This window comes from Peribacillus deserti (assembly GCF_016909175.1).
GTDB lineage: Bacteria > Bacillota > Bacilli > Bacillales > DSM-1321 > Paraperibacillus > Paraperibacillus deserti.
Genome location: NZ_JAFBFI010000011.1, coordinates 127,387 through 150,156 on the forward strand (window position 1 = coordinate 127,387; position 22,770 = coordinate 150,156).

25 protein-coding genes and 2 pseudogenes are annotated in these 22,770 nt (G+C 39.6%); 8 read left to right on the top strand and 19 right to left on the bottom strand.

The window, feature by feature from the left end:
* Nucleotides 1–12: 12 nt before the first annotated feature.
* On the bottom strand, nucleotides 13–219 hold the full coding sequence (locus tag JOC77_RS13145; RefSeq protein WP_204543998.1) for a YqgQ family protein: 207 nt from the start codon (nucleotides 217–219) through the stop codon (nucleotides 13–15).
* 200 nt (nucleotides 220–419) lie between these two features.
* On the opposite strand from JOC77_RS13145, the gene JOC77_RS13150 reads away from it, so the two are divergent.
* Nucleotides 420–1,292 carry a hypothetical protein gene (locus JOC77_RS13150; RefSeq protein WP_204543999.1) on the top strand — a complete coding sequence of 291 codons (873 nt, stop codon included), beginning with the start codon at nucleotides 420–422 and terminating at the stop codon, nucleotides 1,290–1,292.
* Here JOC77_RS13150 and JOC77_RS13155 read toward each other — a convergent pair.
* From JOC77_RS13155 to JOC77_RS13190, 8 genes are all read right to left on the bottom strand, one after another.
* Nucleotides 1,255–2,811, bottom strand: a complete 1,557-nt coding sequence (locus JOC77_RS13155) for a rhomboid family protein (protein WP_204544000.1) — start codon at nucleotides 2,809–2,811, stop codon at nucleotides 1,255–1,257. The two genes, JOC77_RS13150 and JOC77_RS13155, sit on opposite strands and share 38 nt — an antisense overlap.
* 206 nt (nucleotides 2,812–3,017) lie before the next feature.
* Nucleotides 3,018–3,197: a hypothetical protein gene (locus tag JOC77_RS13160; RefSeq protein WP_204544001.1), complete on the bottom strand. Its 180-nt coding sequence runs from the start codon at nucleotides 3,195–3,197 to the stop codon at nucleotides 3,018–3,020.
* Between the two features lie 64 nt (nucleotides 3,198–3,261).
* On the bottom strand, nucleotides 3,262–4,038 hold the full coding sequence (locus tag JOC77_RS13165; RefSeq protein ID WP_204544002.1) for a DUF92 domain-containing protein: 777 nt from the start codon (nucleotides 4,036–4,038) through the stop codon (nucleotides 3,262–3,264).
* On the bottom strand, nucleotides 4,031–4,600 hold the full coding sequence (locus tag JOC77_RS13170) for a 5-formyltetrahydrofolate cyclo-ligase (protein WP_204544003.1): 570 nt from the start codon (nucleotides 4,598–4,600) through the stop codon (nucleotides 4,031–4,033). Before JOC77_RS13170 ends, JOC77_RS13165 begins: the two co-directional genes overlap by 8 nt.
* 84 nt (nucleotides 4,601–4,684) lie before the next feature.
* Nucleotides 4,685–4,834: a 50S ribosomal protein L33 gene (gene rpmG, locus JOC77_RS13175; RefSeq protein WP_090740981.1), complete on the bottom strand. Its 150-nt coding sequence runs from the start codon at nucleotides 4,832–4,834 to the stop codon at nucleotides 4,685–4,687.
* Between the two features lie 58 nt (nucleotides 4,835–4,892).
* Nucleotides 4,893–5,522 carry a hypothetical protein gene (locus JOC77_RS13180; RefSeq protein WP_204544004.1) on the bottom strand — a complete coding sequence of 210 codons (630 nt, stop codon included), beginning with the start codon at nucleotides 5,520–5,522 and terminating at the stop codon, nucleotides 4,893–4,895.
* Nucleotides 5,488–7,752, bottom strand: coding sequence for a glycosyltransferase (locus JOC77_RS13185; protein ID WP_204544005.1), 2,265 nt, complete (start codon nucleotides 7,750–7,752; stop codon nucleotides 5,488–5,490). Before JOC77_RS13185 ends, JOC77_RS13180 begins: the two co-directional genes overlap by 35 nt.
* Nucleotides 7,753–7,770: 18 nt before the next feature.
* On the bottom strand, nucleotides 7,771–8,439 hold the full coding sequence (locus JOC77_RS13190) for a DUF4912 domain-containing protein (protein ID WP_204544006.1): 669 nt from the start codon (nucleotides 8,437–8,439) through the stop codon (nucleotides 7,771–7,773).
* A gap of 238 nt (nucleotides 8,440–8,677) precedes the next feature.
* On the opposite strand from JOC77_RS13190, the gene JOC77_RS13195 reads away from it, so the two are divergent.
* Nucleotides 8,678–9,058: a hypothetical protein gene (locus JOC77_RS13195; protein ID WP_204544007.1), complete on the top strand. Its 381-nt coding sequence runs from the start codon at nucleotides 8,678–8,680 to the stop codon at nucleotides 9,056–9,058.
* Nucleotides 9,055–9,516: an endolytic transglycosylase MltG gene (locus JOC77_RS13200; protein ID WP_204544008.1), complete on the top strand. Its 462-nt coding sequence runs from the start codon at nucleotides 9,055–9,057 to the stop codon at nucleotides 9,514–9,516. The genes JOC77_RS13195 and JOC77_RS13200 overlap by 4 nt, the downstream gene beginning before the upstream one ends.
* A 163-nt stretch (nucleotides 9,517–9,679) precedes the next feature.
* Here the strand turns inward: JOC77_RS13200 and phoU are convergent.
* The 6 genes and pseudogenes from phoU to JOC77_RS13225 form a co-directional block, all read right to left on the bottom strand.
* Nucleotides 9,680–10,317: pseudogene (phoU, locus tag JOC77_RS13205) on the bottom strand (phosphate signaling complex protein PhoU).
* Nucleotides 10,318–10,358: 41 nt separating this feature from the next.
* Nucleotides 10,359–10,622: pseudogene (locus JOC77_RS21305) on the bottom strand (phosphate ABC transporter ATP-binding protein); the annotation flags it as partial.
* 212 nt (nucleotides 10,623–10,834) lie between these two features.
* A complete protein-coding gene (locus JOC77_RS13210) occupies nucleotides 10,835–12,970 on the bottom strand; it encodes a peptidoglycan D,D-transpeptidase FtsI family protein (RefSeq protein ID WP_204544009.1) in 2,136 nt (711 codons plus the stop codon).
* Between the two features lie 128 nt (nucleotides 12,971–13,098).
* Nucleotides 13,099–14,316 (bottom strand): MFS transporter, encoded by a 1,218-nt coding sequence (locus JOC77_RS13215; protein ID WP_204544010.1) that lies wholly within the window; start codon nucleotides 14,314–14,316, stop codon nucleotides 13,099–13,101.
* 155 nt (nucleotides 14,317–14,471) lie between these two features.
* Complete coding sequence (locus tag JOC77_RS13220; protein WP_204544011.1) at nucleotides 14,472–15,080, bottom strand: superoxide dismutase; 609 nt, start codon at nucleotides 15,078–15,080, stop codon at nucleotides 14,472–14,474.
* A gap of 141 nt (nucleotides 15,081–15,221) precedes the next feature.
* Nucleotides 15,222–15,704 carry a DUF456 domain-containing protein gene (locus JOC77_RS13225; protein WP_204544012.1) on the bottom strand — a complete coding sequence of 161 codons (483 nt, stop codon included), beginning with the start codon at nucleotides 15,702–15,704 and terminating at the stop codon, nucleotides 15,222–15,224.
* A 131-nt stretch (nucleotides 15,705–15,835) separates the two neighbouring features.
* Here JOC77_RS13225 and JOC77_RS13230 point away from each other — a divergent pair, with 131 nt between their 5' ends.
* The 3 genes from JOC77_RS13230 (at nucleotide 15,836) to ispG (ending at nucleotide 18,293) form a co-directional block, all read left to right on the top strand.
* Complete coding sequence (locus tag JOC77_RS13230) at nucleotides 15,836–16,618, top strand: DUF1189 domain-containing protein (protein WP_204544013.1); 783 nt, start codon at nucleotides 15,836–15,838, stop codon at nucleotides 16,616–16,618.
* Between the two features lie 121 nt (nucleotides 16,619–16,739).
* Entirely contained in the window at nucleotides 16,740–17,081 is a 342-nt protein-coding gene (locus JOC77_RS13235; RefSeq protein WP_204544014.1) for a LysM peptidoglycan-binding domain-containing protein, read from the top strand.
* A gap of 114 nt (nucleotides 17,082–17,195) precedes the next feature.
* Nucleotides 17,196–18,293, top strand: coding sequence for a flavodoxin-dependent (E)-4-hydroxy-3-methylbut-2-enyl-diphosphate synthase (gene ispG / locus JOC77_RS13240; RefSeq protein WP_338047226.1), 1,098 nt, complete (start codon nucleotides 17,196–17,198; stop codon nucleotides 18,291–18,293).
* Between the two features lie 57 nt (nucleotides 18,294–18,350).
* Here ispG and JOC77_RS13245 read toward each other — a convergent pair whose 3' ends face one another.
* Nucleotides 18,351–18,824: a DUF4190 domain-containing protein gene (locus JOC77_RS13245; protein WP_204544015.1), complete on the bottom strand. Its 474-nt coding sequence runs from the start codon at nucleotides 18,822–18,824 to the stop codon at nucleotides 18,351–18,353.
* A 164-nt stretch (nucleotides 18,825–18,988) separates the two neighbouring features.
* Between JOC77_RS13245 and JOC77_RS13250 the strand changes: the two genes are divergently transcribed.
* Nucleotides 18,989–19,564, top strand: a complete 576-nt coding sequence (locus JOC77_RS13250) for a 5' nucleotidase, NT5C type (RefSeq protein ID WP_204544016.1) — start codon at nucleotides 18,989–18,991, stop codon at nucleotides 19,562–19,564.
* A gap of 77 nt (nucleotides 19,565–19,641) precedes the next feature.
* Here JOC77_RS13250 and JOC77_RS13255 read toward each other — a convergent pair whose 3' ends face one another.
* Genes JOC77_RS13255 through JOC77_RS13265 form a run of 3 tightly spaced genes read right to left on the bottom strand, consistent with a single transcriptional unit; the run spans nucleotide 19,642 to nucleotide 21,687 of the window.
* Nucleotides 19,642–20,055 (bottom strand): Fur family transcriptional regulator, encoded by a 414-nt coding sequence (locus JOC77_RS13255; protein WP_204544017.1) that lies wholly within the window; start codon nucleotides 20,053–20,055, stop codon nucleotides 19,642–19,644.
* Nucleotides 20,056–20,067: 12 nt separating this feature from the next.
* Entirely contained in the window at nucleotides 20,068–20,907 is an 840-nt protein-coding gene (locus JOC77_RS13260; RefSeq protein WP_204544018.1) for a metal ABC transporter permease, read from the bottom strand.
* Nucleotides 20,908–20,925: 18 nt separating this feature from the next.
* On the bottom strand, nucleotides 20,926–21,687 hold the full coding sequence (locus JOC77_RS13265) for a metal ABC transporter ATP-binding protein (RefSeq protein ID WP_204544019.1): 762 nt from the start codon (nucleotides 21,685–21,687) through the stop codon (nucleotides 20,926–20,928).
* 151 nt (nucleotides 21,688–21,838) lie between these two features.
* Here JOC77_RS13265 and JOC77_RS13270 point away from each other — a divergent pair, with 151 nt between their 5' ends.
* Complete coding sequence (locus JOC77_RS13270) at nucleotides 21,839–22,090, top strand: DUF2624 family protein (RefSeq protein ID WP_204544020.1); 252 nt, start codon at nucleotides 21,839–21,841, stop codon at nucleotides 22,088–22,090.
* The last annotated feature ends 680 nt before the right edge of the window (nucleotides 22,091–22,770 follow it).

The following is a 22,770-nucleotide window of genomic DNA, read 5'->3' on the forward strand; positions in this document are numbered from 1 at the left end:
CTCCCTATTTATTTATTTTTTTCTTTTATCTTTTTCTATTTGAATTTCATGCCGTAAAATAAGCACAGCTGTTTGAAATTCCGTTACTTCTATCAAGTTAGAACGGTATAGCTCACTTAGCTCCTCTGCCATCAGCTCTAAGTCTGCTAGTCTGTCACCTATGTATATAATCGTTCCAAAGCGCTTTAAAAATTGCTGAACATCATAAAAGTTTTTCATTCTATCCCTCTTGCAGCATATTTAGTATTCATTCAAAGTATAAAGGAAGCTTTTTTATCTCACAAGTGCAGCTTAAAAATCTTTCGAGCAAACCAAGTCAAATATATTGTTGTTTTGAATCAAGCGGTTTCCCTTTTTGGCCTCATACTTGTCCCTACCGTTTCATATAGTAGAACATGCGAAGTCTCAGGAGGGGCATTATGAAAAGATTGTACTGGTATATCACCGGGCTGATCCTTATGATCACCTGTTTAACAGCCTATTTTATAAATGATGAAAGAAGTACGGAAACCATCATATTTTTCCCTATCGACAAAAAGGCAGTTTTCCAATCAGCAGATACTATGCTGATTCCTCAAAAACTCTCAAAGATGCGGTATGACCTTCAATGGAGATCCTACTCTGAAACATACAAACCAGCCTACCTCAGGCAGGATGTGTCGCTTCTATTTAAAAATGGCCGTCTTGAGGGAGTAATGAAAGAATGGAAGGAAAATACAAATAAGCTGGATCAATCGAGGGCATTTTCCTTAAATGAAAGTTCCATTTATGAAGCAATTACCTTTCATTATGGGGAAATCCATACAGCTGACTCTATTACTAGCACGCAGGCTTTGAGCTTTGACAAAAAATATATGATTCTTTCGAAGCTTTCCGGATTTGATTTTTTTGAATCTCCAATCACAAAAGAACAAAAAGAGTGGCAATTAACTCTTGATAATAATAAAAAGGCGATTACATCACTAGGCTGGGACGAGGCAGTCCAAAAGTTCTCAATCCCCCGAAGCCGGTACAAAGAACTTCCATTAACTGAGCTTTCACGGCAGAGGACCAGATTCCTATCCGGCATTCCTGAGTCTGTTCAGGAAGAAATAATCGGAAAGCTCTGGGAAGGATTATATAAGAACTATGTATTAGGAATTAAAAAAGAGAATGGAACCATAATCAGTCCACTCGGAAGTACCATTCCCCTTTTACTGCTAAATCATAATAAACGCGAGCTGCTCGTCCTATTGCAGGCTGAGGATCGTACACCTATACTCCTTCGCCAGTCTTTAAGGTATACTCCTTAATTTCTTTTAGTATTTTCCTGTAGTTTTCATTATCAGGCTGTAAGCTTACAGCCTTTTCAGCCATTTTTTGGGCTTCATCCATTCTCTGCTTATTTAAATATACAATGGCTAAGTTTATATAAGCTTCATGGAATTCATCGTCCTGCTGAATAGCTTTTCGTAAGTGTCCCTCTGCCAGCTCTGTTTCATTTCGTTTCAGCTCTACTAAGGACATTAAGAAGTAGCTCTTCGGTGCAGCCTTATGTTCATCTGTATATTCCCTTAACAGCTGGTAAGCTTTATCGTATTCGTTCTTTTTCAAGTGTTCCTGGGCCATAGCAACAGTTACCTGCTCATTATCTGAGACGGCTGTTCTTCCATACCCATATTGAAGCAGAAAGAACACAAGAAGGCTTGCAGCTAGAAGGGCAGTTCCTTGTTTGATAAGCTTGCCTTTACCTGGGATCCTGACGATTGCCGAGGCCAAAAAACCTCCTATTAATCCCCCGATATGCCCTGCGTTATCAACCACTGGTACGGTAAAGCCTATACCTAGATTGATGACTACCATCAGGATAATGTTTGCTCCCATTGTACGAAAGAACGTTTTCGGGTGTAGAAGTCCAAAATATAACAAAGCACCGAAACAGCCAAAAATAGCTCCGCTGGCACCTGCTGAAACACTTGTATTAAAAAGAAAACTTGCAAGAGAACCTGTAAAACCGGCAAAGATATAAATAAACAGAAATCTTGGACTGCCATAGATGCGTTCTGCTGTCGCTCCAATATAATACAGTGATAATGAATTTGTGAGCAGATGCAGTACCCCAATATGCAGGACTATAGGGGCAAAAAATCTCCACCATTCGCCTTCCAAAATTAACGGATTATATTTGGCGCCGTATTTGATCAGGGTCTGAGTATTTTGGCTTCCTCCACTCATTTCAAGCAAGATAAACGCAGATATTTGTAAAAACAAAAACACATAAGTAAAAATGGGGCGGCCGGCTTCTAAAAGGCTTTGTTCTTTTTTTATTTCCCTGCCGGCAGACTGCAAAACTTCCTGCTTCAGATATCTTATTTCACCTTCATCTGATTGCTCAGCGTTAGTTCTCAGAGGAAGCTGCAAACCCAGGATCGACTCTAGCTCTGGAAGCTTAAACCTTATAGATTCTGTGTCAAAAATAAAAGTATTCACATACGTGTTCTTGAAATGAGCAGGAGCTCTTAAAAGATATTCATATTCATCAAGGGGGACATGCGGGGTGAAATAAATATTTAAGATCGATAATTGCTTTGCTCTTAGCACACCACGATTATTTTCCCCGAATACAGTGGTTTGATCTATGTCTCTCTTTAGAAGATTTGACCATGTTAATTCATTAAGGACCAGCCTGAGCACCTGAAAGGGCGAGCCTTTCCGGTTGTTTTCCAGCCAGATTTCTCGTTGATCGCTGCCCATGTATATAAGAGACATATGTTCCTGTTCAATTAACTGCCTGGCAGCTACCCAGAATAAAAATTCTTCATTAGTACCCAATCCTTCTCCTCCTCACTTGCCAATATACTTCGATTGTATCCAACTGCTTTTGCACTTAACACAGTTTTTCATTAATTCAAACATACTTTACTTCTTTTAACGATTCAGGAAAGCCGCATATAAAAATTCTTGGGCAGGCCTGAATTATTTATACCTAAAACAAAAAGGACCCTAAACCTATTTATCACAGGCGGGCCCTTTCATGCTTATTCGAACATGTTTTGAAGAACTTTGCCCCTTAGCAGAGGACTCTTCATGGAAGTAGATACCACAAGGCTTCTTACAGCCGGCATTGACAGCATTCGGTTCATGAGAGTATACCGGTATTTGTACGCGGCTGCCCCAACAGCTGAAAATAAAATGGTTCTCATCAAAAATCTTGTCATAATCATCCCTCCTGCTTTATATTGTGAAGAAATTCCACAAAATTTATGAATTTAATTTAAAAATTTAAACAAACAGGTAACAAGTAATAACTGACAGTATTATCGAAAAGACATTAACCAAATCATTGTTTAATAATTTGGTTCCTTTTATTTTTTGCGTTTTTTGATGGCAATGCACGATTTTTTCAGTTTGAAGCCCACATTCTAAGCATTTATATTCTGGCTGTAACAGCGCACCAATCAGGGTATCATACATACTGCCTAGAAAGCCGAATCCTGTTATTATAATCAGAAATGAAATAGAAGCAACACCAAAAATGATAGCTGAAACACATGCTATAAAGAAGGATGCCATGAGCGCAGAAAATGTCCCAAAAATGCTGACAGCCCCAGATGTGCCTTTATCAACCCGCTTAAAACTCAATATGGAAACTGGACGGGCTTTGCTAAGAACTCCAAGTTCCGAGGCCCAAGTATCTGAATTGGCTGCGGCTATACTAACTAAGAATAAGATCAACGTGACGTCTTCTGGTTGAAAGAAATGAATAACTGCAATAACTGCCGATGTTCCCCCATTCGCCAGAACCTGGTACCAGTCCCGCTGGCTCCCTTTCATCAGCTTTTCATCTATGGGTTTTTTGACGGTATTTTTGAACTTAGACCAAAAGCTGGAACTTGCAAAAAAGCACCCCAATATTAATAAGCCTTTCCAGCCAAATCCAGCTGCAACGGCGATGCCTACTAAAACGGAAGCAAATGCCCCAGATCCTGTAAGGAACTTCTGTTTCCAGCCTGCCCAGGCAGTTAAAATAATAATTAGGAAGATGATACTATTAAACACAGCGAATGACCTCAGAAGGAGTTATGATTTTCGAGACAGGAATGTCATGGGATTCTACCGGAATTTCAGGGAGAATCTGAGCATCAAACGCCAGTGATAAGGTTTTACCTTTATATGCTGCTAAAAACCGGTCATAGTAACCCCCGCCATATCCGAGCCTGTAGCCGTTAGGACTGAACGCTAATCCCGGGACGAATAGAAGGTCCATTTCATTGCATGGAACCCTTCTCGTTTCTGATATAATCGGTTCTTTTAAACCATAATATACCGTTTCCAGCTGATCAAAGCTTAATAACTCATGGAATTCAAGCACCCTCTTTTCAGGATAGCATTTAGGGACAGCCACTTTCTTCCCATCTTTCCACGCCCGCTTGATCACTTCGTATGTATCTGCTTCCGGAAAGTTGGACAGAGTAATCCCAATGCATAAAGCGCTGTTCCAATCCTTATCCCTATATACCTGCTCGGCTATAGCAGCTGAATGTTGATTATAAATGTTTTTGGGCTCTAATGTTTTTTGTAAAAATTGTTTTACTTCTTTTCGAAACAGCTTCTTATCCATTCGGCTCATCTCCTGACAAAAACGTTAAAACTCGATCATTCATTCTTTTTATATAAATAAAAAAGCAACAGGATATCCTGCTGCTTACTTTGTTTCGCGGTGTGCTGTAGCACGTTTTTCTCTTGGGCAGTATTTTTTAAGCTCAAGACGATCCGGATTGTTACGTTTATTTTTTTTAGAAATATAGTTACGGTCTCCACACTCAGTGCAAGCCAACGTAATATTCACGCGCATATATATTTCCCTCCAAACTTAAGTCTCTCTTCATACGACTTTTATATAATATCACTTTTTAAAATAAAATGCTAGTACGTTTTTTTCTTAACGAATTATTTATTTTCACAGCTTTCTCTCTGACTGGTGAAACGACTGTCCAAGCAGCTCCACTTGCATAGCCTCGAGGCTCAATAGTAGTCTCAAGAGTATAGATGATAGAGAGATTTCCTTTTGCGAGAGGGGAAAAATATAGTTCCCCTCTATCCAGCGATTTAAAACACCCTTCGTACTTTAACCTGGACGATTCAACAATGGAATATTGGCCAAGTCCGCTCCCGCCGATTGTTCCGCTCATATAAGCCAGATTATCATCTCTGAGCTGAATAATAGAATCTTCCTGAGGGCTGTAAAATGCTGTTGTTTCCGATCTGTTTAAATCATTAAAAATACATATCATTTTTATATTTCTTGCCGTGTTAAATGGATTATAAAGAGTAAATTCCGCATAAATTCCCGTTTCGCCATTTATATGGGCATGATAATCCAATGTCTGAACCCTTACTGAATTGTCATTTTGAAATTCATCTGCCAGATTGTTATATTTACCGTTTTCCCATAACCCTAGTCCACAAGTCAGCGAATTTTCTAATGAAATGGGCCTGAAGCCCGAATTACGTGTCTTTAACAGTTTTGTACTCATTTTCATCTGGATCCCCCCTCATTGAATAACGTTCCAGCAGGATATCTCTAAATACAGCTTCGGTTTCACTACCAATCTTGGACCAATTATATAAATGAAGGGCCGCTCTTTTCCCTTGTTCCGCAATCCTCTCTGCTTCCGCCGGATTCGTCAGGAGAAATTCTATCATTTCAGCCAGCTGTGCTGGATTACCAGGTTTAAATAGAAGGCCTTCTTCCTTATGTTTAAATATAGATTGGAGTCCCCCAGTTCTAGCAGCAATTACGGGCTTAGCTGCTGCCATTGCTTCCAATGCGACTATACCAAATGGCTCATAATAACTAGGAAACACTGCGGCTGCAGAATGTTTGAGAATTCTGTTTCTTTCATCATCAGTTACATAGCCAGTAAACGTAATATCGTCCTGTACACCCTCCTCAATCGCGAGGTTTTTCAGAAACGGCAGGTAAGGCCCCTTTCCAGAAACGATTATATGCAGTTTGAGGTGTTTATTTTTTAACAGAGCTGCCGCTTTAATTAATGTTTGAATTCCCTTTTCTTTAACGGCCCTTCCCCAGGAGTAAACAATAGGAATACCTTCGTCTGCCCCGTACCGGGTAATGTCAATGTCTGATTGAGAGATAACCTCCTCTTCCGTAATTCCATTGGGCAGCATAACCAATTTTTTATCCTCACATCGAAAGACTGTTTTCAGCTCCTGTTTCATATATTCACTGCACACAATCACCTTGTCTGCCTTCGAAATAAGCTGCTGCTCCTGATAATGAATCTTCTTCTGCAGTTCACTGTAGATACCGCTGTTCCTTCCATATTCAGTGGAATGGATCGTAACGGCCAGGGCCATATCGTCCAATGCTGTTGTAAGGGCTGCTGCTGCCACCAGCCAATCATGAGCATGGATGATATCAATAGACTCCCTGTCACAGATTTCTCTGATTTTATCGGTCATAGCCACATTTAAACAGGTTACCCAGTCCAGGAAAGAGGCTTCCCCTGAAGTTACAGGAGTGATCCTATGGACAGAAATATTATCCATCACTTCATATTCATCAAAACCCTTCTGACGCACGGTTAGAACATGTAAGTGATGGCCATTATCTGACATAGCCTTTGCCAGTCCGTATACATGCCTTGATAGCCCTCCTATAATATGGGGCGGAAACTCCCACGTAAGCATTAATATGTTGAGCTTATGGGCTGGACCAGCGGGCTGGCTTGCATATCCATTTTGATTATTCTTATCAGCGGAAAGGGGATGTGAATTGTGTGCTTGTTCAGATGTCAGAAGGCCGTCAATAAAGAGGCTCCAATCATTACCCATTTTCTTTTTATCGGCCTCGCTAGAATGTTCAAATTCTCGTTCCATTGAAAAAGATTTAATCAAAAGATCCGCAGCAGAATCTGGAAATAGATTCTGGCCAGCTGGCATATCATTATAGGTATAGGAAAAGTAAGACTTTGTAATTTCTTTATGCTCAGAAGACGTTTTACCTGCAACCCAGATCCTATAATTGCTCTCATCTAAAAAATGATCATATTCTTCCTTCATGAATGTTTTTAGTTCAGAGGATTTCAAATAAAGCAGAGGATGAGATCCGCCAGAATGTACTATCAACATATCTTCCTTAGAGTAAATTTTATAAGGGACCATTATGATACCATGGGGAGAATATACGTATCCTTCTTCATTCGTGTCAGGCTTTCTTAGATGAAAGGCATTTTCATTGATAAAAGAATAGATAAACCCTTTTTCATACAGCTGCCGATCCAATCCTGGAAGGTAGTTCCCATACGGATAATAAAAGCTTTTAGGGCTAGCCTGAAAAAGCTCTGTTAAAATCTTAGAAGATTTTTGTATTTGATATTCCATACCTGAAGAAGTCTGGATTAATGACATAGGAAACAAGGAATAAGCTGTGGCAGCGGGAATTAACTTTTTTGCTCCGCTAAGCTCCAATAAAGCAGGCAGCGGAGTTGTCCATCCATACCTTGTCCAAACATTTTCGGTTTTTTTTGTTTTAATATAATCCTGAAATTCTACCTGAAACTGGGGTTTAGCCAGCAGCTCAAGAAGGAGTCCGCTTATACTTACGTGGATAGGATGGTCCGCCTTTGCATTTTCTAAGAGCTTTATCAGCAAAGAAAACTCTTCTTCCAATCGTTTTATAAAGGGAAGTCTTCTGATTCCTGCTTTTTCATAATAAGACCTGATGCTTTTCTCAAAGGTGATCAGCAAAATCCCAGCCCCCTCTTGTCATTCGTTATCCTCATAAAGAGAATAGGTGCTTACATGTTCATTCCAACCAGGCTTGTCCTCCTGCCATTTTATCCAACACCCAGCTTCCTGCCCCGGTCGTCCAAAATGATTAAAATCTATACAAGGAGTTTGGACTGACTCGGACCGGAGAACCGGGATAAAGCCGCTGCTCTCTTTATAGCCAATATCTATTATGTAAGAGCGTTCTGGTTTTACTCCTGAAAGCTTCCACGAATAAGCCTGTTCTGGGAGACGTATATCCATATACATATGAGCATTGTTTCCGTTGAATAAAACACCTGTAATGTCATATAGTCTGCAATACGTTTTCAGCGAGGAAAGCGGCACGCCCAAACTGTAAGAAATGGCCTGTTTTTTAGCTGCGCTCATTGCCCAGCATAAGAATATGGTATCTGCATTTTGCAATACTGCGGTAATATATTCATTCCTATGCTGCGGGTTCTCATTGTTCTGATCATCATTTGTCCTGCGTCCGCCCATGGTTTTCTCTATTCCTAGAGGAGATGTGCTCTGTCGTGCTTCAGCAAGACTTTTCAAATGCTTATTCCATTGATATTGAATTCTCCCAGCCGGAACACCTAAACTGGAAGCTATCTTCTTAAAGGACAGCCCTTCATTTCGGAGCTTTAGAATTTCCTCAATCAACTAAAACCCTCCAATATTTCAAATTTTCTATCATCCGGGCTTATGATTATCCTATCACGGGTATTTGTTCTAAACAATGAACGCATTTTGTCGATTACTAGTAATTTTAGTTTCCAAATTTTTAGTAAAAACCTCATTTATTTGACAATCCGGCAAATTTTGATAAAAATTCACATTGGCAGAACATTTCGGTGTATGATTATCTTACTCATCATTCTATACATCTGAGGTGACTAATATGGAATATATCATCCTAACTCTATTACTCTTATCTGCAATTGTTTTTATCTTTTCGTTTCTAAGAAAAGACCGTTTAGCCGAGCTGGAACAGGAAATAGAACAGCTTTCCCTCTCTTATATGCAGGATATCTATCAATTAAAAAAGAAGATTTCTGTTTTGGAAGAGGAACTCCTCTTTCAAGAATCTCCAGAGTACTCTGATGCTTTTCCAGCTGCCATAAAGGAAAAAAGCTCCGTTCATGAAATCATAAAAAACCAGGTGCTGGCGCTGTATCGACAAGGACTTTCCATTGAGCGCATAGCTCATCAGTCCAATTTACAGCCCAATGAAATTATATCTATTATTGATGAAAACCAACAAAAGGAGAGACCAATATGAGCCGTAGCATATTACAAGCATTCGCTGCAGGCCTTTTTGTCTCAGCAGCTATTCTGGCTTCCTATCATTTCTTATTTAAGAAGGACAAGTCCATCTCTTTCTCGGAGGCAGAACATGTGATTAAAGAGGCTGGCTATAGTATTTCTAAAGAACCTATGAAAGACCAAAAGAAGGAAAAGAGCAAGACTTCAGCGGCAGTTACCTCTGCAAAACCTCCTTTAGCTTCAACTAAAGAAGAGAAGCCTAAAATTAAAACATATACATTACAGGTTCAATCAGGTATGACACCGCAGGATCTATCTGATATTCTCCAAAAGAACGGAATCATAAAAGATTCAGATGAGTTTGAGAATTACCTGAAAGCACATGATCTTAACGAAAATATCCAGCTGGGAAGTTTTGTCTTAACCAGCAATATGTCTATCGCCCAGATTAGCAGCACCATCACCCGGAATTGACCTGAGAACTGGATCCGGATCCGTCCCTTAAAAGGATAAAAGCTCTAATGCATAGACAAAAATCCAACAGAAAATAAAAAACGAGCAGCACTTTAGGTGTATGCTCGTTTTGTTTATTCTCTGTTTTTTAAAAAATACTTTCTGCCGCGTGTGAGCTGCTAATTTAGATCGTAATGTTCCCTTTGACCATATAGAAAATGTTTTCCGCAATGTTAGTGGCATGAGCGGCTGTCCGCTCCAGATAGCGGGCAATAAAAGTTAACTGCGTAACCTGCCCCATTTTTCCTGTGCCCGCTCTAACAGGCTCTTAATGGTCTCGCCATATAACCGGTCCACTTTATCGTCCATTTCACTAACCTCCTTAGCTAGAATAACATCTTCTTTTTCAAAGGATTTAATGGATAAATCGATCATTTGGATAGTCATTTCATGCATTTGTTTCAAGTGAGTTAAAGGCTTAATGAATGGCTCTTTGCCGATCCGGATTGTTATGGCAATATTGACGGCGAAATCTGCCATTCTTTCAAGATCAGCTGCAATCTTTATGGCTGCAATAATTCCTCTTAAATCACTTGCTACAGGCTGCTGTTTAGCAATCAAAAGAATGGCAAGTTCATTAATTTCCTCTTCTAACAAGTTTATCTTTACATCGTCTTCGATGATTTCCAAGGCAGCTTCGAAATCCCGGCTTTCTAAAGCAATGAAGGCATTTGACAAGGCATGTAAAGACTCAATCCCCTGCTTAATAAGCAGCTCCTTTAATTCTCTTAATTCCGTCTCAAACTTTTCGCGAACCACCATGGGATCTCCCCCTGCACATTCTTCTTATCCGAGTCTTTCTGTTATATCTTTTGATCTTTATCAGAAGGATTAGAGAAGATTTTATCGGTTTCTGCAAATTCTTTTACCTCACGATTTTAGAAAAAACGCCGCTTTATCAACTTGCTGCATATTATGAGTCACCATTATCTAAATTTTTTATTAATTTCTTGTACAAGCTCCTCAATTTTCAAAATAGCTATTGGAATAAGTACAGATGCTGGCTCGGCGATTAAAATAACATCCGGTCGATGACCAGGGGCTATACATAGACACTGCTGCTGTCCTTTTGGATTAAGCATTTTCCTTTGAGACAGTCCTTCATCTCACGCATATATTGGCATCATATATACTTATCCGCTATTAAAAGTGTAGAATTTTTTCATTAACGGAGTTTTAATGAATTAAAATTTCTTTGTAAAACTAAAAAATGGCCCTGGAAGCCTGTTCAGGCGCCAAGACCATTCTGTCCATATTCATTTATTGGATATAATGATAGTTATTCATTCTGACCAGACTGATTGTTAACATCCTCAGAAGCACTTTCATTTGACTCTTTTTCAGACCGCTCTTTTTTCAGCTTGAAATAAGCATCATAAGCTTTTCTTCCAATATCTAAATTCATATGGTGGCCCTCAGAAGATTGATAGGCCCATGGCACAACAACCGCCATGGCAATTTCGGGATTGTTGTAAGGCGCATAGCTTACAAGTGTTATATTCATGGTCTGAGGAGGCTCTTTAAACTGACTCCTCTTTGGACCATCATAGAACGCCTCTGCTGTCCCTGTCTTGCCTGCTGGTTTATATTCAGCATCTATGAATCCAGAAGCGGCTGTTCCTCTTGGATCCTGCATAACCTGCCTAAACCCTTCCTGGACTCTGTCAATCCATTCCGGCTTCATGTCCAGCCTGTTCAATACAGTCGGAGCCATTTCTTCGACAACAGGACCCATTTTCCCATTATCATCTATCGGCTCTCTTATTTCTTTAACAAGGTGAGGCTGTAAACGGCTTCCTCCATTTGCAATAGTGGATACATATTGGACAAGCTGCAACGGTGTGTACGTATCATATTGGCCAATAGATAAGTCCATCAGAAGCCCTGGACCATCGCCCGTGCCTTTAAACCCATTTTGCTCATTTGGAAGATCTATTCCGGTTCGGACACCAAGCCCGAACTGGCTGTAGCTGTCCCTCAATGTGGAAAATGCAGCTGTATCCACATCCAAAGACTGACCTGGTACATAGTTTCCCTTACCAATGGCAATGGCTGTTTTAAACATATAAACGTTGGATGACCGCTTTAAGGCCGTAAGATCATCAATTACACCCATCGTCTGCCAGGATCCTTTATCCTTGGTACCTTTTATTTTCATCCTGGCATCCAATATCCTTTGTCCGGGCGTCAGCACACCGGTTTTGTAGCCTGTCAGCACGGTTGCACCCTTAACGGCGGAGCCCATTGCGTAAGAGGTGGAAAGATTGCCGAGTGCAAAATCATTCATTTTGTATTTTCCGGTTTTTTCATCTTTTTTATAGTCTTTTCCTGCCATTGTCAGGATTTCTCCAGTATTAGGATCCATCATAACTACAAAGGCACGCTCCAAAAGCTGTGTATCACTATAATTGTGTTTTTTATCTTTGAGTTCCTGCTCGATAATTTTTTCGACAGCCGTTTGAAGCTCCATATCAATGGTAAGGACTAAATCCTTTCCACGCTGCCCATCTGAGACCTTTTGTGAATGAATGACATTGCCCGCTTTGTCTGTCACATTTTTAACCTTGGCTTTTTGTCCATGAAGAACATCTTCATACTCTTGTTCTATATAGCTTTTTCCAACCCGGTCGTTCCGGCTGTAGTCACTGGCCAGAAAATAATCAAGCTGCTCACTTGGCAGCCCTTCCTCAGAAGAAGTAACCTTCCCTAGAATGGTTTGAAGCGGCGAGCCAAAAGGATATTTACGATCCCAATCAGTCGTTGTTTCTACACCCGGAAGCTTTTCGAGATTTTCGCTGACAACTGCAAATTCTTTGTCAGACACATCTTTATTCTTGACAACCTGAGGAGTCAAAGCATATCCGCTGCTAAATTCACGATATATGGCCAAAACCTGCATTTGATCTTCTGTGATCGTATTCAATTCTTTTTGGGTAATTCGAGAAAGCTGCTTATTGTAAAGCTCTTTATCTGTGATTTTCTTTTCCTCATATAGCTTTGTTTCTGCTTTGGTTATTTTTTTCTTAGCTGCTTCTTCATGGTGCATAATCCAAAAGTCCTTCTTATCCCGCTCAGTGACTTTTTTCGTGTCCATGTGAATCAGCTTTGCCAGCTTTTCAGCTGTTTTAAGCATTTCTTCTGTATCTGCCCCTGCCTGCCTTGTGTATGTAATTGCATTCAAAGGTGTATTATCTACAATTACCTTCCCGTTGCGGTCATACATTTTACCGCGGGGAACCGGATTATTTACCGTTACATCTTCCGTTCTTTCTATTTCCCTCTTATAATCGTCCCCATATACGATTTGGACCATTCCAAGCCGTAAAATAAGAACCGAGAATAAAATAAATACAATAAAAAAAAGCATATTTAACCGAAAAGGAACATGCGTCTTTTTCTTTCCAGACTTTTTCAACTAAGCCACACATCCTTTAAACTATTCTATGTTGTCCACCCTTTATTTTATATAAATTGCTTATCTTTTTCTACAAATTTAGACATATAAATGAACAAGAAAAAGAGGAGATTTTTTCCAATCTCCTTTTAACCAGCCTTGATGTTCACTTTTCTTATGAAAAAGTAGATGCATGTATGTCCTGCTCCCAAAATTAATAAAAGGTATGGAAGACTTTGTTCTACCCCGAAAATATACACAGAGCCAATAAAAGTGAGAAGCGAGACCATTCTTCCACTGTTTAGAAACAATTCTTTTACAACAACATATTCAATTCTCATTTCTGCTGCCTTCCAGCCGCTGCCAATGACGTCATAGGAAGTGGAAATAAACGGGACCAGGAGCAATGGATAACAAATAGCAATCACAGAGGCATATATCAATAATTTCATATAGCTCAAATCAAAGACAATTAACAATATCGATAAATAGAGGCCGATACCTCCTGCCAGAATCGCTTTTTTTCTTTTGTTTTTCTTAATATACCGTGACACAAGGTAGTAAGAAAGAAAAGAAATGCCCGAATTAACGAGTCCGTAAGTTCCTATAGCCAGTTCGCTTCCTGTTGTAATAAAGACAAATATAGAAATAACAAATGCAAAGGTGCCTTCCCGAAGTCCTTGAAAAAAATGTGCACTAGTAACTAATTTCCAATTAAAGTTATGCTGCCTCTCTTTCAGAATCCTAAGAAACAAATAATTCCCCTGGGCTGGCCTCCTCTTTAGATAAAAACTCAAAATAACGGCTATAGAAAATAGAGTCAGGGATAAGCCGAAAACAATAGAGTACCCAAAAAATTTATCGAATCTGGAAATAATCAAACCCGCCATTATAGGACCGATCATGCCTCCGGCTGACCCCAATATCCCCATGAAGCCGTTAAAAAAATCCCTAGTATGCGGTTCTGTGATTTCAAAGGTAAGAACATTAAATGCAAGCCAGTAAAAACCATAGCCAATTCCCAGTATGCCGCCTAATAGAAATAAAAAAGAGGTCGCATTTTCGCCAACAATCAATACAGCCAGATAGAACAGAGCCAGAAATATAACTCCTATGCGGAGAACAATGGTCCTATCCATTTTTTTTGCCCATCTGCCTGCCAGGATAAAGGTAAACACCTGCAGAAAAACGACGGATAGATTGTATATCCCTAGATCAATAAAACGTCCTGACTGCTTCCATAGATACACATTAACAAATGTATTTGATAATGCTCCGCTTAAAGCATATAAACCGCCTATAATCAGCAGAAGATTCAAATCCTTTGGAAGGTCTGCTTCTCCCACCCATTTTTTCAGAAAACTCATATTGAACTCTCCTTTTATGTCTGTGATAGTTTAAGGAAAAGAGCCTCAAAATATGTAAACAGACAGAAAAAGAATGAGAATTTACATCTGCAAGGGTTTAGGAAAAATCAAAAAGCCGGCACAAAGATGCCGGCTTTTTGATGATATAGTTTAATTTATTTTGCCTGGTTATAGCGGTTATTTACTTCTTCCCAGTTTACAACGTTCCAGAAAGAGTTGATATACTCAGGACGGCGGTTTTGGTATTTCAAATAATATGCATGCTCCCAAACATCAAGCCCTAGAAGCGGAGTTTTGCCTTCCATTACTGGATTGTCCTGGTTCGGAGTGCTGGTTACTTCAATCTCGCCATTGTTTACAACAAGCCAAGCCCAGCCTGAACCGAAGCGTGTAGTAGCAGCTTTTGCGAATTCTTCTTTAAAATTTTCAAAGCTTCCAAATTTGCTGCTGATAGCTTCTGCAAGCTCACCAGTAGGCTCTCCGCCGCCATTTGGAGAAAGAATCTGCCAGAATAAAGTATGGTTCGCGTGGCCGCCGCCATTGTTGCGCACAGCAGTACGAACATTTTCAGGTACTGCATCAAGGTTTGAAATTACTTCTTCTACACTTTTGCTCAACAGCTCCTCATTACCTTCTAGAGCGTTGTTTAAGTTTGTAACATATGTGTTGTGATGTTTCGTATGATGGATGTTCATTGTCTCTTTGTCGATGTTAGGTTCTAATGCATCGTAAGCATAAGGTAATTGTGGAAGTTCAAAAGCCATATTAATACCCCTCTCTATGTACATAAATATTCAGCCCTTTCTCCACAGTATAAAATAACCATGTTCCGAGGGCTTTGATTTTAGATTATCAAAGATTAGTTAACGATACAAATTTTTAGCATTTTTATTTCTAAATTTTGCCTATAAAATGGCTATGAAGAAATAAGCTATCATGAATCCCTGAATAATTCCTTTCGTGATCACACTTGAAACAAAGCCAACGACAGAGCCAAATCCTATTATTGCTGCTGTCTTAATATTCTTTCTGTTAAATAAAAGCTCTGCCAATATAGCTCCGAGAAAAGGGCCAATGATGATTCCGAATATAGGAATGACAAAAGGACCAGCAATCAAGCCTATCGTACTGCCCCAAACCCCTGCTTTTGAACCGCCAAATTTTTTCACGGCAGCAAGATTAGCCGCATAATCAGCTAAAAAAAGCAAAATTACGAACAGAACCTGTACCGCCCAAAACAGCCTGCTAAAAGGTTCAAAGGAAAAAAATAACCCATATAACAGAATCCCGCCTGCAATAAATAATACACTAGGAATAATAGGATAAATTAACCCCACAAATCCGATTATGAACAGAATTGCGATAATAGACCAATACAAAGTTTCCAAAGGATTCCTCCTCTCAGTAAATAAATGCGGCTGTATTCTCTCCCTTTCCCCAAAAACAATATTGTTTATTCTACTTTTGAAAGATAAAATATAAGGGATAAGATCTTTCCACCCGAGGTGTTTACATTTTTATGAATATTTTTATCCAGTTTTATAAAAGTCTTTATTCTCCGAAGGATATCGCCAAATTTAGATTTCAGGGGATTGGAAAAACATTTTTGTATCTCTTTTTCCTCTCTTTTATATCTGTTCTGCCCTCTCTATTTGTTTTAAATACAGAAATAGTAGAAGGAGTTTCGTTGGCAAAAAGTACAATTAACTCAGAATTACCATCCTTTGAAATAAAAAATGGCTCCCTATCCTCTTTAGTAAACGAGCCCTTCTCATTAAGAAAAGATAACTTCAATATCTTGGTAGATGAATCAGGCTCTTTAACGAAAGAAGACGTTCAAAACAAATCAGGAAGTTCAATCGCACTTTTGAAGGAAGAGTTTGTTTTTTCTTCTGGCGGCCAATCTCAGGCTTATCCATACAGTATGGCGGAAGGTATGGAAATTAATAATAAAACGGCATCAAACGCACTAAATAAAGTTCAATCTCTGTATTTCATCCTATTGCCCGTTTTATCTTTAATGGTGTATTTATCAGCTGCAGCGATTTTATTCTTCCAGACATTATTTATAGCCCTGGTTGGTTTATTTTTAGCTAATACCCTGAAGCGAAAATTACAATACAGGCACCTTTGGAGACTTACCGCATACAGCCTTACCCTCGCCACGTTTTTCTTTACCGTCATGGGCCTCCTGCACACCCCTGTTATCTACAAATCCTTTATAAATTGGTTTGTAACTTTAACTATTTTATATCTGGCCCTTAGAGAAATTCCCGTGCCGAAACAGAAACCACGCGCCTAAGCGTGGTTTTTTTGATATAAGAGAATCTAGCAGGTCTATTCTATTTTTTTAGGTTCAAACAGGAATATCTAAAAATAGAGTTGAATATATTGAATCAAAAGCAGCTTGCGGAGGTTTGTATATGCGGCGTCTTCTCTATCTTCTCTCTTTTTGTTTCCTATGCTTTATCGTTTACTATGATTTAACCTCTGGGACTCTTCCTGTAAAAAGTACGATGGCTGCAATTGCTCTAGATAAAAAGCCGGATCCTTCTGCTCCTGCCAAAAACTCTAGTGACATCCGGCACACTGAAATAGTAATAAAGCCAGGTGATACAATTTTATCAATAATTGAACAGCAAGAGGGGAAAATAAACGAACCTATCGAAAAAATCATTTCTGATTTTAGGGCATTGAATAAAGGGAAGGCCCCTGAAGATATCCAAATAGGAAAAAAGTATAAAATTCCTGTGTATACCCAATAAACACTTGAAATTCTGATTGTTGTCAAAATCAGTGAAAAATTGATACAATAGGTCCGTGTACATGAATACAAGTGGAGAATCAAAACCGCTTTTTCCTGAAGGAGAGAAATACACGTGAGTGAAATCATACATCGTACCAAAACCCGTCCTGTTAAGGTAGGAAACCTAACAATCGGCGGAAACAACCAGGTAGTTATCCAAAGTATGACTACGACCAAAACGCATGACGTTGAAGCAACAGTCGCTGAGATCAAGCGGCTTGAGGAAGCAGGCTGTCAAATCGTACGCGTAGCATGCCCTGATGAAAGAGCTGCCAACGCTATTTCCGAAATAAAGAAATGCATTAATATACCGCTAGTTGTAGATATTCATTTTGACTATAAGCTCGCTCTTAAAGCAATTGAAGGAGGAGCAGATAAGATCAGAATTAACCCGGGGAATATTGGCCGAAGGGAAAAGGTTGAAGCTGTCGTTAAAGCTGCCAAAGAGAAAGGTATACCGATCCGTATTGGAGTGAATGCAGGTTCTCTTGAAAGGAAAATCATAGAGAAATATGGCTATCCTACAGCTGATGGAATGGTTGAAAGTGCACTTCATCACATTAAGATCCTTGAAGACCTTGACTTCCACGACATTATTGTATCGATGAAAGCTTCTGATGTTAATTTAGCTATCGAAGCTTATACAAAAGCATCCAAAGCCTTTGATTATCCTCTGCACCTGGGAATTACTGAGTCAGGCACTCTTTTTGCCGGTACAGTTAAAAGTGCAGCCGGATTGGGAGCGATTCTAAGCATGGGCATCGGGAACACACTGCGCGTATCTCTAAGCGCGGATCCTGTTGAAGAAGTAAAGGTTGCCAGGGAATTACTTAAATCATTCGGTTTAATTTCCAATGCTGCTACACTTATTTCCTGTCCGACATGCGGAAGAATTGAAATAGATTTAATCAGTATAGCCAATGAAGTAGAAGAATATATCCAAACGATCAAAGCACCTATAAAAGTTGCCGTATTAGGCTGTGCTGTTAACGGTCCTGGAGAGGCAAGGGAAGCTGATATCGGAATTGCAGGCGCAAGAGGTGAAGGCTTACTGTTCCGCAAAGGCCAGATTGTACGGAAGGTTCCAGAAGCTGTTATGGTCGAGGAACTAAAAAAAGAAATTGATAAAATTGCTGAAGAATATTTCGCGAAACAAGCCCTAGAGGTATAAGTTATGAGAAAGAGCCTGACTTGTTGTCAGGCTCTTTCTCTGTTCATTACGCTCCGCTTAGAAGAAGGGAAGAATCAATGTCCCGATAATCAGCGAAAAAGCACCAATACCGATTGCCCAGGAACCAAGAGCCCGAGATTCCTTATTTCTCCTTGCCATGAATCCAAGCACGATCCCTACAATACCAAATAAAATAGGGGCAGCAAATAAAGAGAGAATAGAAACAATCAAAGCCGCATAGCCCATACCCTTGCCCGCAGCCATTCCTGTAAGCTGATTATTCCTTGACTCGTCTTTTGAAATGGAACGGGTGCCAGGAGTAAGTTCTGCTGAAGTTTCTTCCTGGTTATTTCTTTGGAAATCACGGTTTGCATTGTTATTGTTATTTTGTCCCCTGCCGTAGTCAGGAACATCTGTATTCATCTGGCTGTCCTGAATCTCAGAGGCATTAGTATTTCCGCTGTCAGCTCTATTGCCATGCGAAAAATCTTTATTCGTGAAATCTTTATCATTAATATTTTTTTCTTCCAAAGAATATCCCTCACTTTCTAAGATCGAGCTTCATTATTATTTGTAAGGCGCCATATCTTCATTAAGCCAAGTATTACGTATACAGGTAATATTATTCAGCGACAATGAGATGAATAGAAGAAATATGATACATTTAAGAAGAATTTTTATTAGGAGACGTGAAAATGAGAAAAAGATTTGGCATTGATATTGATGGCACCATCACCAGTCCTGATGCACTGCTTCCATACATAAATAAGGCGTTCCAGCTTGAACTGACACTGCAGGATATCACCCAATACGATCTGAATCCCTTCGTGAATATTCCCCGGGAAAAATTTGCCGAATGGTTTAAGAAAACAGAGCCGCTTATGTACGCAGGATCGCCTGCTGCAGAAGGCGCAAAGGAAGCTTTAACCGAATGGAAAGATACCCAGGACCTTTATATTATTAGTGCACGCAGCAGCCAGTTAATGGAGGTCACCCGGAAATGGTTTACTAACCAGGATATTGACGTTCACCATATTGAATTAATCGGCTCACATGATAAGGTAGCTACCGCCAAAAAGCATAAAGTCGATATCTTTTTTGAAGATAAACATGATAACGCTGTTGCTATTGCAGAACAATGTAAAATACCGGTGCTGCTCTTTAATACTCCATATAATCAGGATCCTGTGCCTGATAATGTATTCCGCGTTGCGAATTGGACAGAAGCAAAAGCCTGGGTCGATCAATGGCTTAAAATGGCCAATAATTAAAGCTGCACAACAAGAAAAGGACTGACAACCATGGTGTCAGTCCTTTTCTTTAGGAACGGAAATAAAGGCAAATACAGTTAATGGCTGCATTGCGGGCATTTGCCGTATATTTCGAATTTATGTCCAGATATATCATATCCGTTTAAATCAGCCTGCAATTGGTCCATTGGACAGGTTTCTATTTCTTTTGTAATACCACAATCCAAGCAGATAAAATGGTGATGATGATGACTATGGCTGCAAGCAAACCTGAAATGCTTTTCACCTGAGAGCTCCGTCATTTCAAAAATTCCAAGTTCGGCAAACATCGAGAGATTTCGATAAATAGTATCGAAGCTCAGCCCGGGATAGTCTTCCTTCATATGCTCCAGGACGTCTTTTGCTGTTAAATATTTGTTTTTTGCCGCAAAAAGCTCCAGCATTTGTTCACGTTTGCCTGTATGTTTAAATCCATGTTTTTTTAATATGTCCATAGCTTGAACAAGATTCATTATTAACCTCCATCAAACCATCCGCAAACGGATATTTCTATATACGATTGTAAAAATTAAAATCAGGATCGCAAGAAGAACAATGGTGCCTCCGGGGGCCCAATCCAGATAATAAGATAAAAACAGCCCGCCGACTACCGCAGCTTCTCCAAAAAGAATGGAAAACAAAATTGTCTGTTTAAATCCCGTAGCAATACGGATGCTAGCAGCTACCGGAAGAGTCATTAGGGACGATACGAGCAGAATACCGACAATTCTCATGGATGCAGCAATCACCAAAGCAACTAGGAGAATAAAAATAAAATGAATGTATTTTGCTGGAATCCCGGAAGCCCTCGCATACTCTTCATCAAAAGAAAGCAGGAACAGCTCTTTGTACAGAACAATAATGGCAATAATTACAAGCAAGCAAATCCCAATAATAATCCATAAGTCCATTCGGGTTACTGCACTTACACTTCCAAAAAGATAACTGAACAGATCTGTATTAAATCCATCAGCAATAGAAATAAAAATTGCGCTAAGCCCTATGCCGCCAGACAAAATTATGGGTATGGCCAGCTCCTGATAGTGTTTGTATACATTTCGCAGCCGTTCAATAAACAGAGCTCCGACTATGGAGAAACTCATTCCCATATATAGAGGATTTAATCCTGAGAGAAATCCAAGCTTCTTTTCAAGCAGAAGACTGAACGCAATTCCTGCAAGAGTTACATGACTAAGCGCATCAGCAATAAGAGAAAGCCTTCTTACCACTACGAACACACCGAGAAGCGGAGCCATTACTCCGATAATAATTCCAGTCAGAAAAGCATTTTGTAAAAATTCGTATTGAAATAGTCCCGAAATCATGAGGATCCCCCAGCTAAATTAATGATGATGTGTAATCACTTGGACATCATGTCCATAGATGCTTGATAAGTCCCGCTCTTTTAAAGCATTGAATTCAAATGTACTGCCATGAAAATGCAGATTTTTATTTAAGCAGGCTACATGGGTTACTTTATCACTGATCACTCCAATATCATGGGTGACAAGGACTAATGTTATATGAAGTTCCTTATTTAAGTTTTCAAGCATATCATAAAATTGGTTAACGTTCTGGGCGTCCACACCCACCGTTGGTTCATCGAGAATCAATAAATCCGGCTCACTTACAAGTGCCCGGGCAATAAAGACCCGCTGCTGCTGGCCGCCGGATAGTTCGCCAATATTCCGATTTTTGAAATCCAGCATTCCTACTGATTCCAGAATATGGTCAACCTTTTTTCTGTCTTCACGAGAGCCAAACCTGAACAGTCCTATTTTTCTAGTCAATCCGCTTAAAACCACTTCATAAACGGTTGCTGGAAAGCCCGTATTGAAAGAATTTGCCTTTTGCGAAACAAAACCAATTCTATCCCAATCCTTAAAAGAACGAATTTCAGTGCCAAATAATTGGATCTTGCCCTGCTGGATCTTTAATAGACCTAATAAATGCTTAAGCAGCGTAGATTTACCAGAACCGTTGGGTCCTACTATTCCAAGAAAAGCTCCTTTTGGTACCTCTATTGAAATATCCTCTAAAACATTTTCTTTTTCATATCTGTAAAACAAATGGTCTACTTTTATAATAGGCTCAGAATTTTTCATTTAATTCACCTTTGGTATATAAGAATGATTACGATTTAACTTAGGTATTATACCCTACTCAGGCTGATTTGTAAATATGCAGCTCTTTTTTAATATAATGTTCACTTTCCTCCTTCCCCTCATATGTTAGAAGAAGGAGGGTGAGCAAATCATGAAATTTTACGAAATGATGGTCAATCAGAAGATAAATAACATTAAACGTGATGAACTATTGAAAATTGGAAGGCAGTATGGAGTGATTCTGTCATCTGAGCATGCAGAGAAAATTGCGTCCATGCTCAATGGAAAAAACATAAATATTTTCGACTTAGAACAAAGACAGCAGGTGATTCAAAACATAGCAGCCATAGCCGGCAAAAGAACCGCACTTCAAATAGAATCTCTTTTTAAACAGCTTACCTGAAAAGCGGAAAGCGGTGCCTTCCTGTAGATAACTAATAAAAGACACAATGAGGCTGAAATTATTGCAAAAAATTCAATATTAAGGAAGGCAGAGACCCGACAAGCATAAGACGAGCAGGCTGTGAGAGGCGCCTTTCCTCTCATAGACTGATTGGCTTATGACTCGAGGGTCTCAGCTTGCAGCTGGCCATCAAGAAAAGCGAAGGACGGTGCTTTTCATTGGGAACTCTTAACAGCCAGAATGATAATACAATCATTTTAAACGCAATATATTAATAGAAAAGTAGCCATCCGACAAGCATAAGACTAGCTGGCTGTGGGAAGTGGTTTTCTTCACATAGACAGATTGACTTATGTCTCGAGGATGGCAGTCCGGAGCTAGACCACAGAAAAGCGGTGCCTTCCTGTAGATAACTAATAAAAGACACAATGAGGCTGAAATTATTACAAAAAATTCAATATAAAGGAAGGCAGAGACCCGACAATCATAAGACGAGCAGGCTGTGAGAGGCGCCTTTTCCTCTCATAGACTGATTGGCTTATGACTCGAGGGTCTCAGCTTGGAGCTGGCCATCAAAGCGAAGGACGGTGCTTTTCACACACAACTCCTATAGGGACCATGATCAACGCGTTTTATTGTAAACACTTCTTTCATAGAAAAGCAGACACCTGAAAGGCATA

Excerpts from the sequence above, each read along its gene's own strand:
- JOC77_RS13145 (WP_204543998.1), bottom strand. The coding sequence starts at position 219 with ATGAAAAACTTTTATGATGTTCAGCAATTTTTAAAGCGCTTTGGAACG.
- JOC77_RS13150 (WP_204543999.1), top strand. The coding sequence starts at position 420 with ATGAAAAGATTGTACTGGTATATCACCGGGCTGATCCTTATGATCACC.
- JOC77_RS13160 (WP_204544001.1), bottom strand. The coding sequence starts at position 3,197 with ATGACAAGATTTTTGATGAGAACCATTTTATTTTCAGCTGTTGGGGCA.
- JOC77_RS13170 (WP_204544003.1), bottom strand. The coding sequence starts at position 4,600 with ATGGATAAGAAGCTGTTTCGAAAAGAAGTAAAACAATTTTTACAAAAA.
- rpmG (WP_090740981.1), bottom strand. The coding sequence starts at position 4,834 with ATGCGCGTGAATATTACGTTGGCTTGCACTGAGTGTGGAGACCGTAAC.
- JOC77_RS13180 (WP_204544004.1), bottom strand. The coding sequence starts at position 5,522 with ATGAAAATGAGTACAAAACTGTTAAAGACACGTAATTCGGGCTTCAGG.
- JOC77_RS13195 (WP_204544007.1), top strand. The coding sequence starts at position 8,678 with ATGGAATATATCATCCTAACTCTATTACTCTTATCTGCAATTGTTTTT.
- JOC77_RS13200 (WP_204544008.1), top strand. The coding sequence starts at position 9,055 with ATGAGCCGTAGCATATTACAAGCATTCGCTGCAGGCCTTTTTGTCTCA.
- JOC77_RS13215 (WP_204544010.1), bottom strand. The coding sequence starts at position 14,316 with ATGAGTTTTCTGAAAAAATGGGTGGGAGAAGCAGACCTTCCAAAGGAT.
- JOC77_RS13220 (WP_204544011.1), bottom strand. The coding sequence starts at position 15,080 with ATGGCTTTTGAACTTCCACAATTACCTTATGCTTACGATGCATTAGAA.
- JOC77_RS13230 (WP_204544013.1), top strand. The coding sequence starts at position 15,836 with ATGAATATTTTTATCCAGTTTTATAAAAGTCTTTATTCTCCGAAGGAT.
- JOC77_RS13235 (WP_204544014.1), top strand. The coding sequence starts at position 16,740 with ATGCGGCGTCTTCTCTATCTTCTCTCTTTTTGTTTCCTATGCTTTATC.
- JOC77_RS13250 (WP_204544016.1), top strand. The coding sequence starts at position 18,989 with ATGAGAAAAAGATTTGGCATTGATATTGATGGCACCATCACCAGTCCT.
- JOC77_RS13255 (WP_204544017.1), bottom strand. The coding sequence starts at position 20,055 with ATGAATCTTGTTCAAGCTATGGACATATTAAAAAAACATGGATTTAAA.
- JOC77_RS13260 (WP_204544018.1), bottom strand. The coding sequence starts at position 20,907 with ATGATTTCGGGACTATTTCAATACGAATTTTTACAAAATGCTTTTCTG.
- JOC77_RS13265 (WP_204544019.1), bottom strand. The coding sequence starts at position 21,687 with ATGAAAAATTCTGAGCCTATTATAAAAGTAGACCATTTGTTTTACAGA.
- JOC77_RS13270 (WP_204544020.1), top strand. The coding sequence starts at position 21,839 with ATGAAATTTTACGAAATGATGGTCAATCAGAAGATAAATAACATTAAA.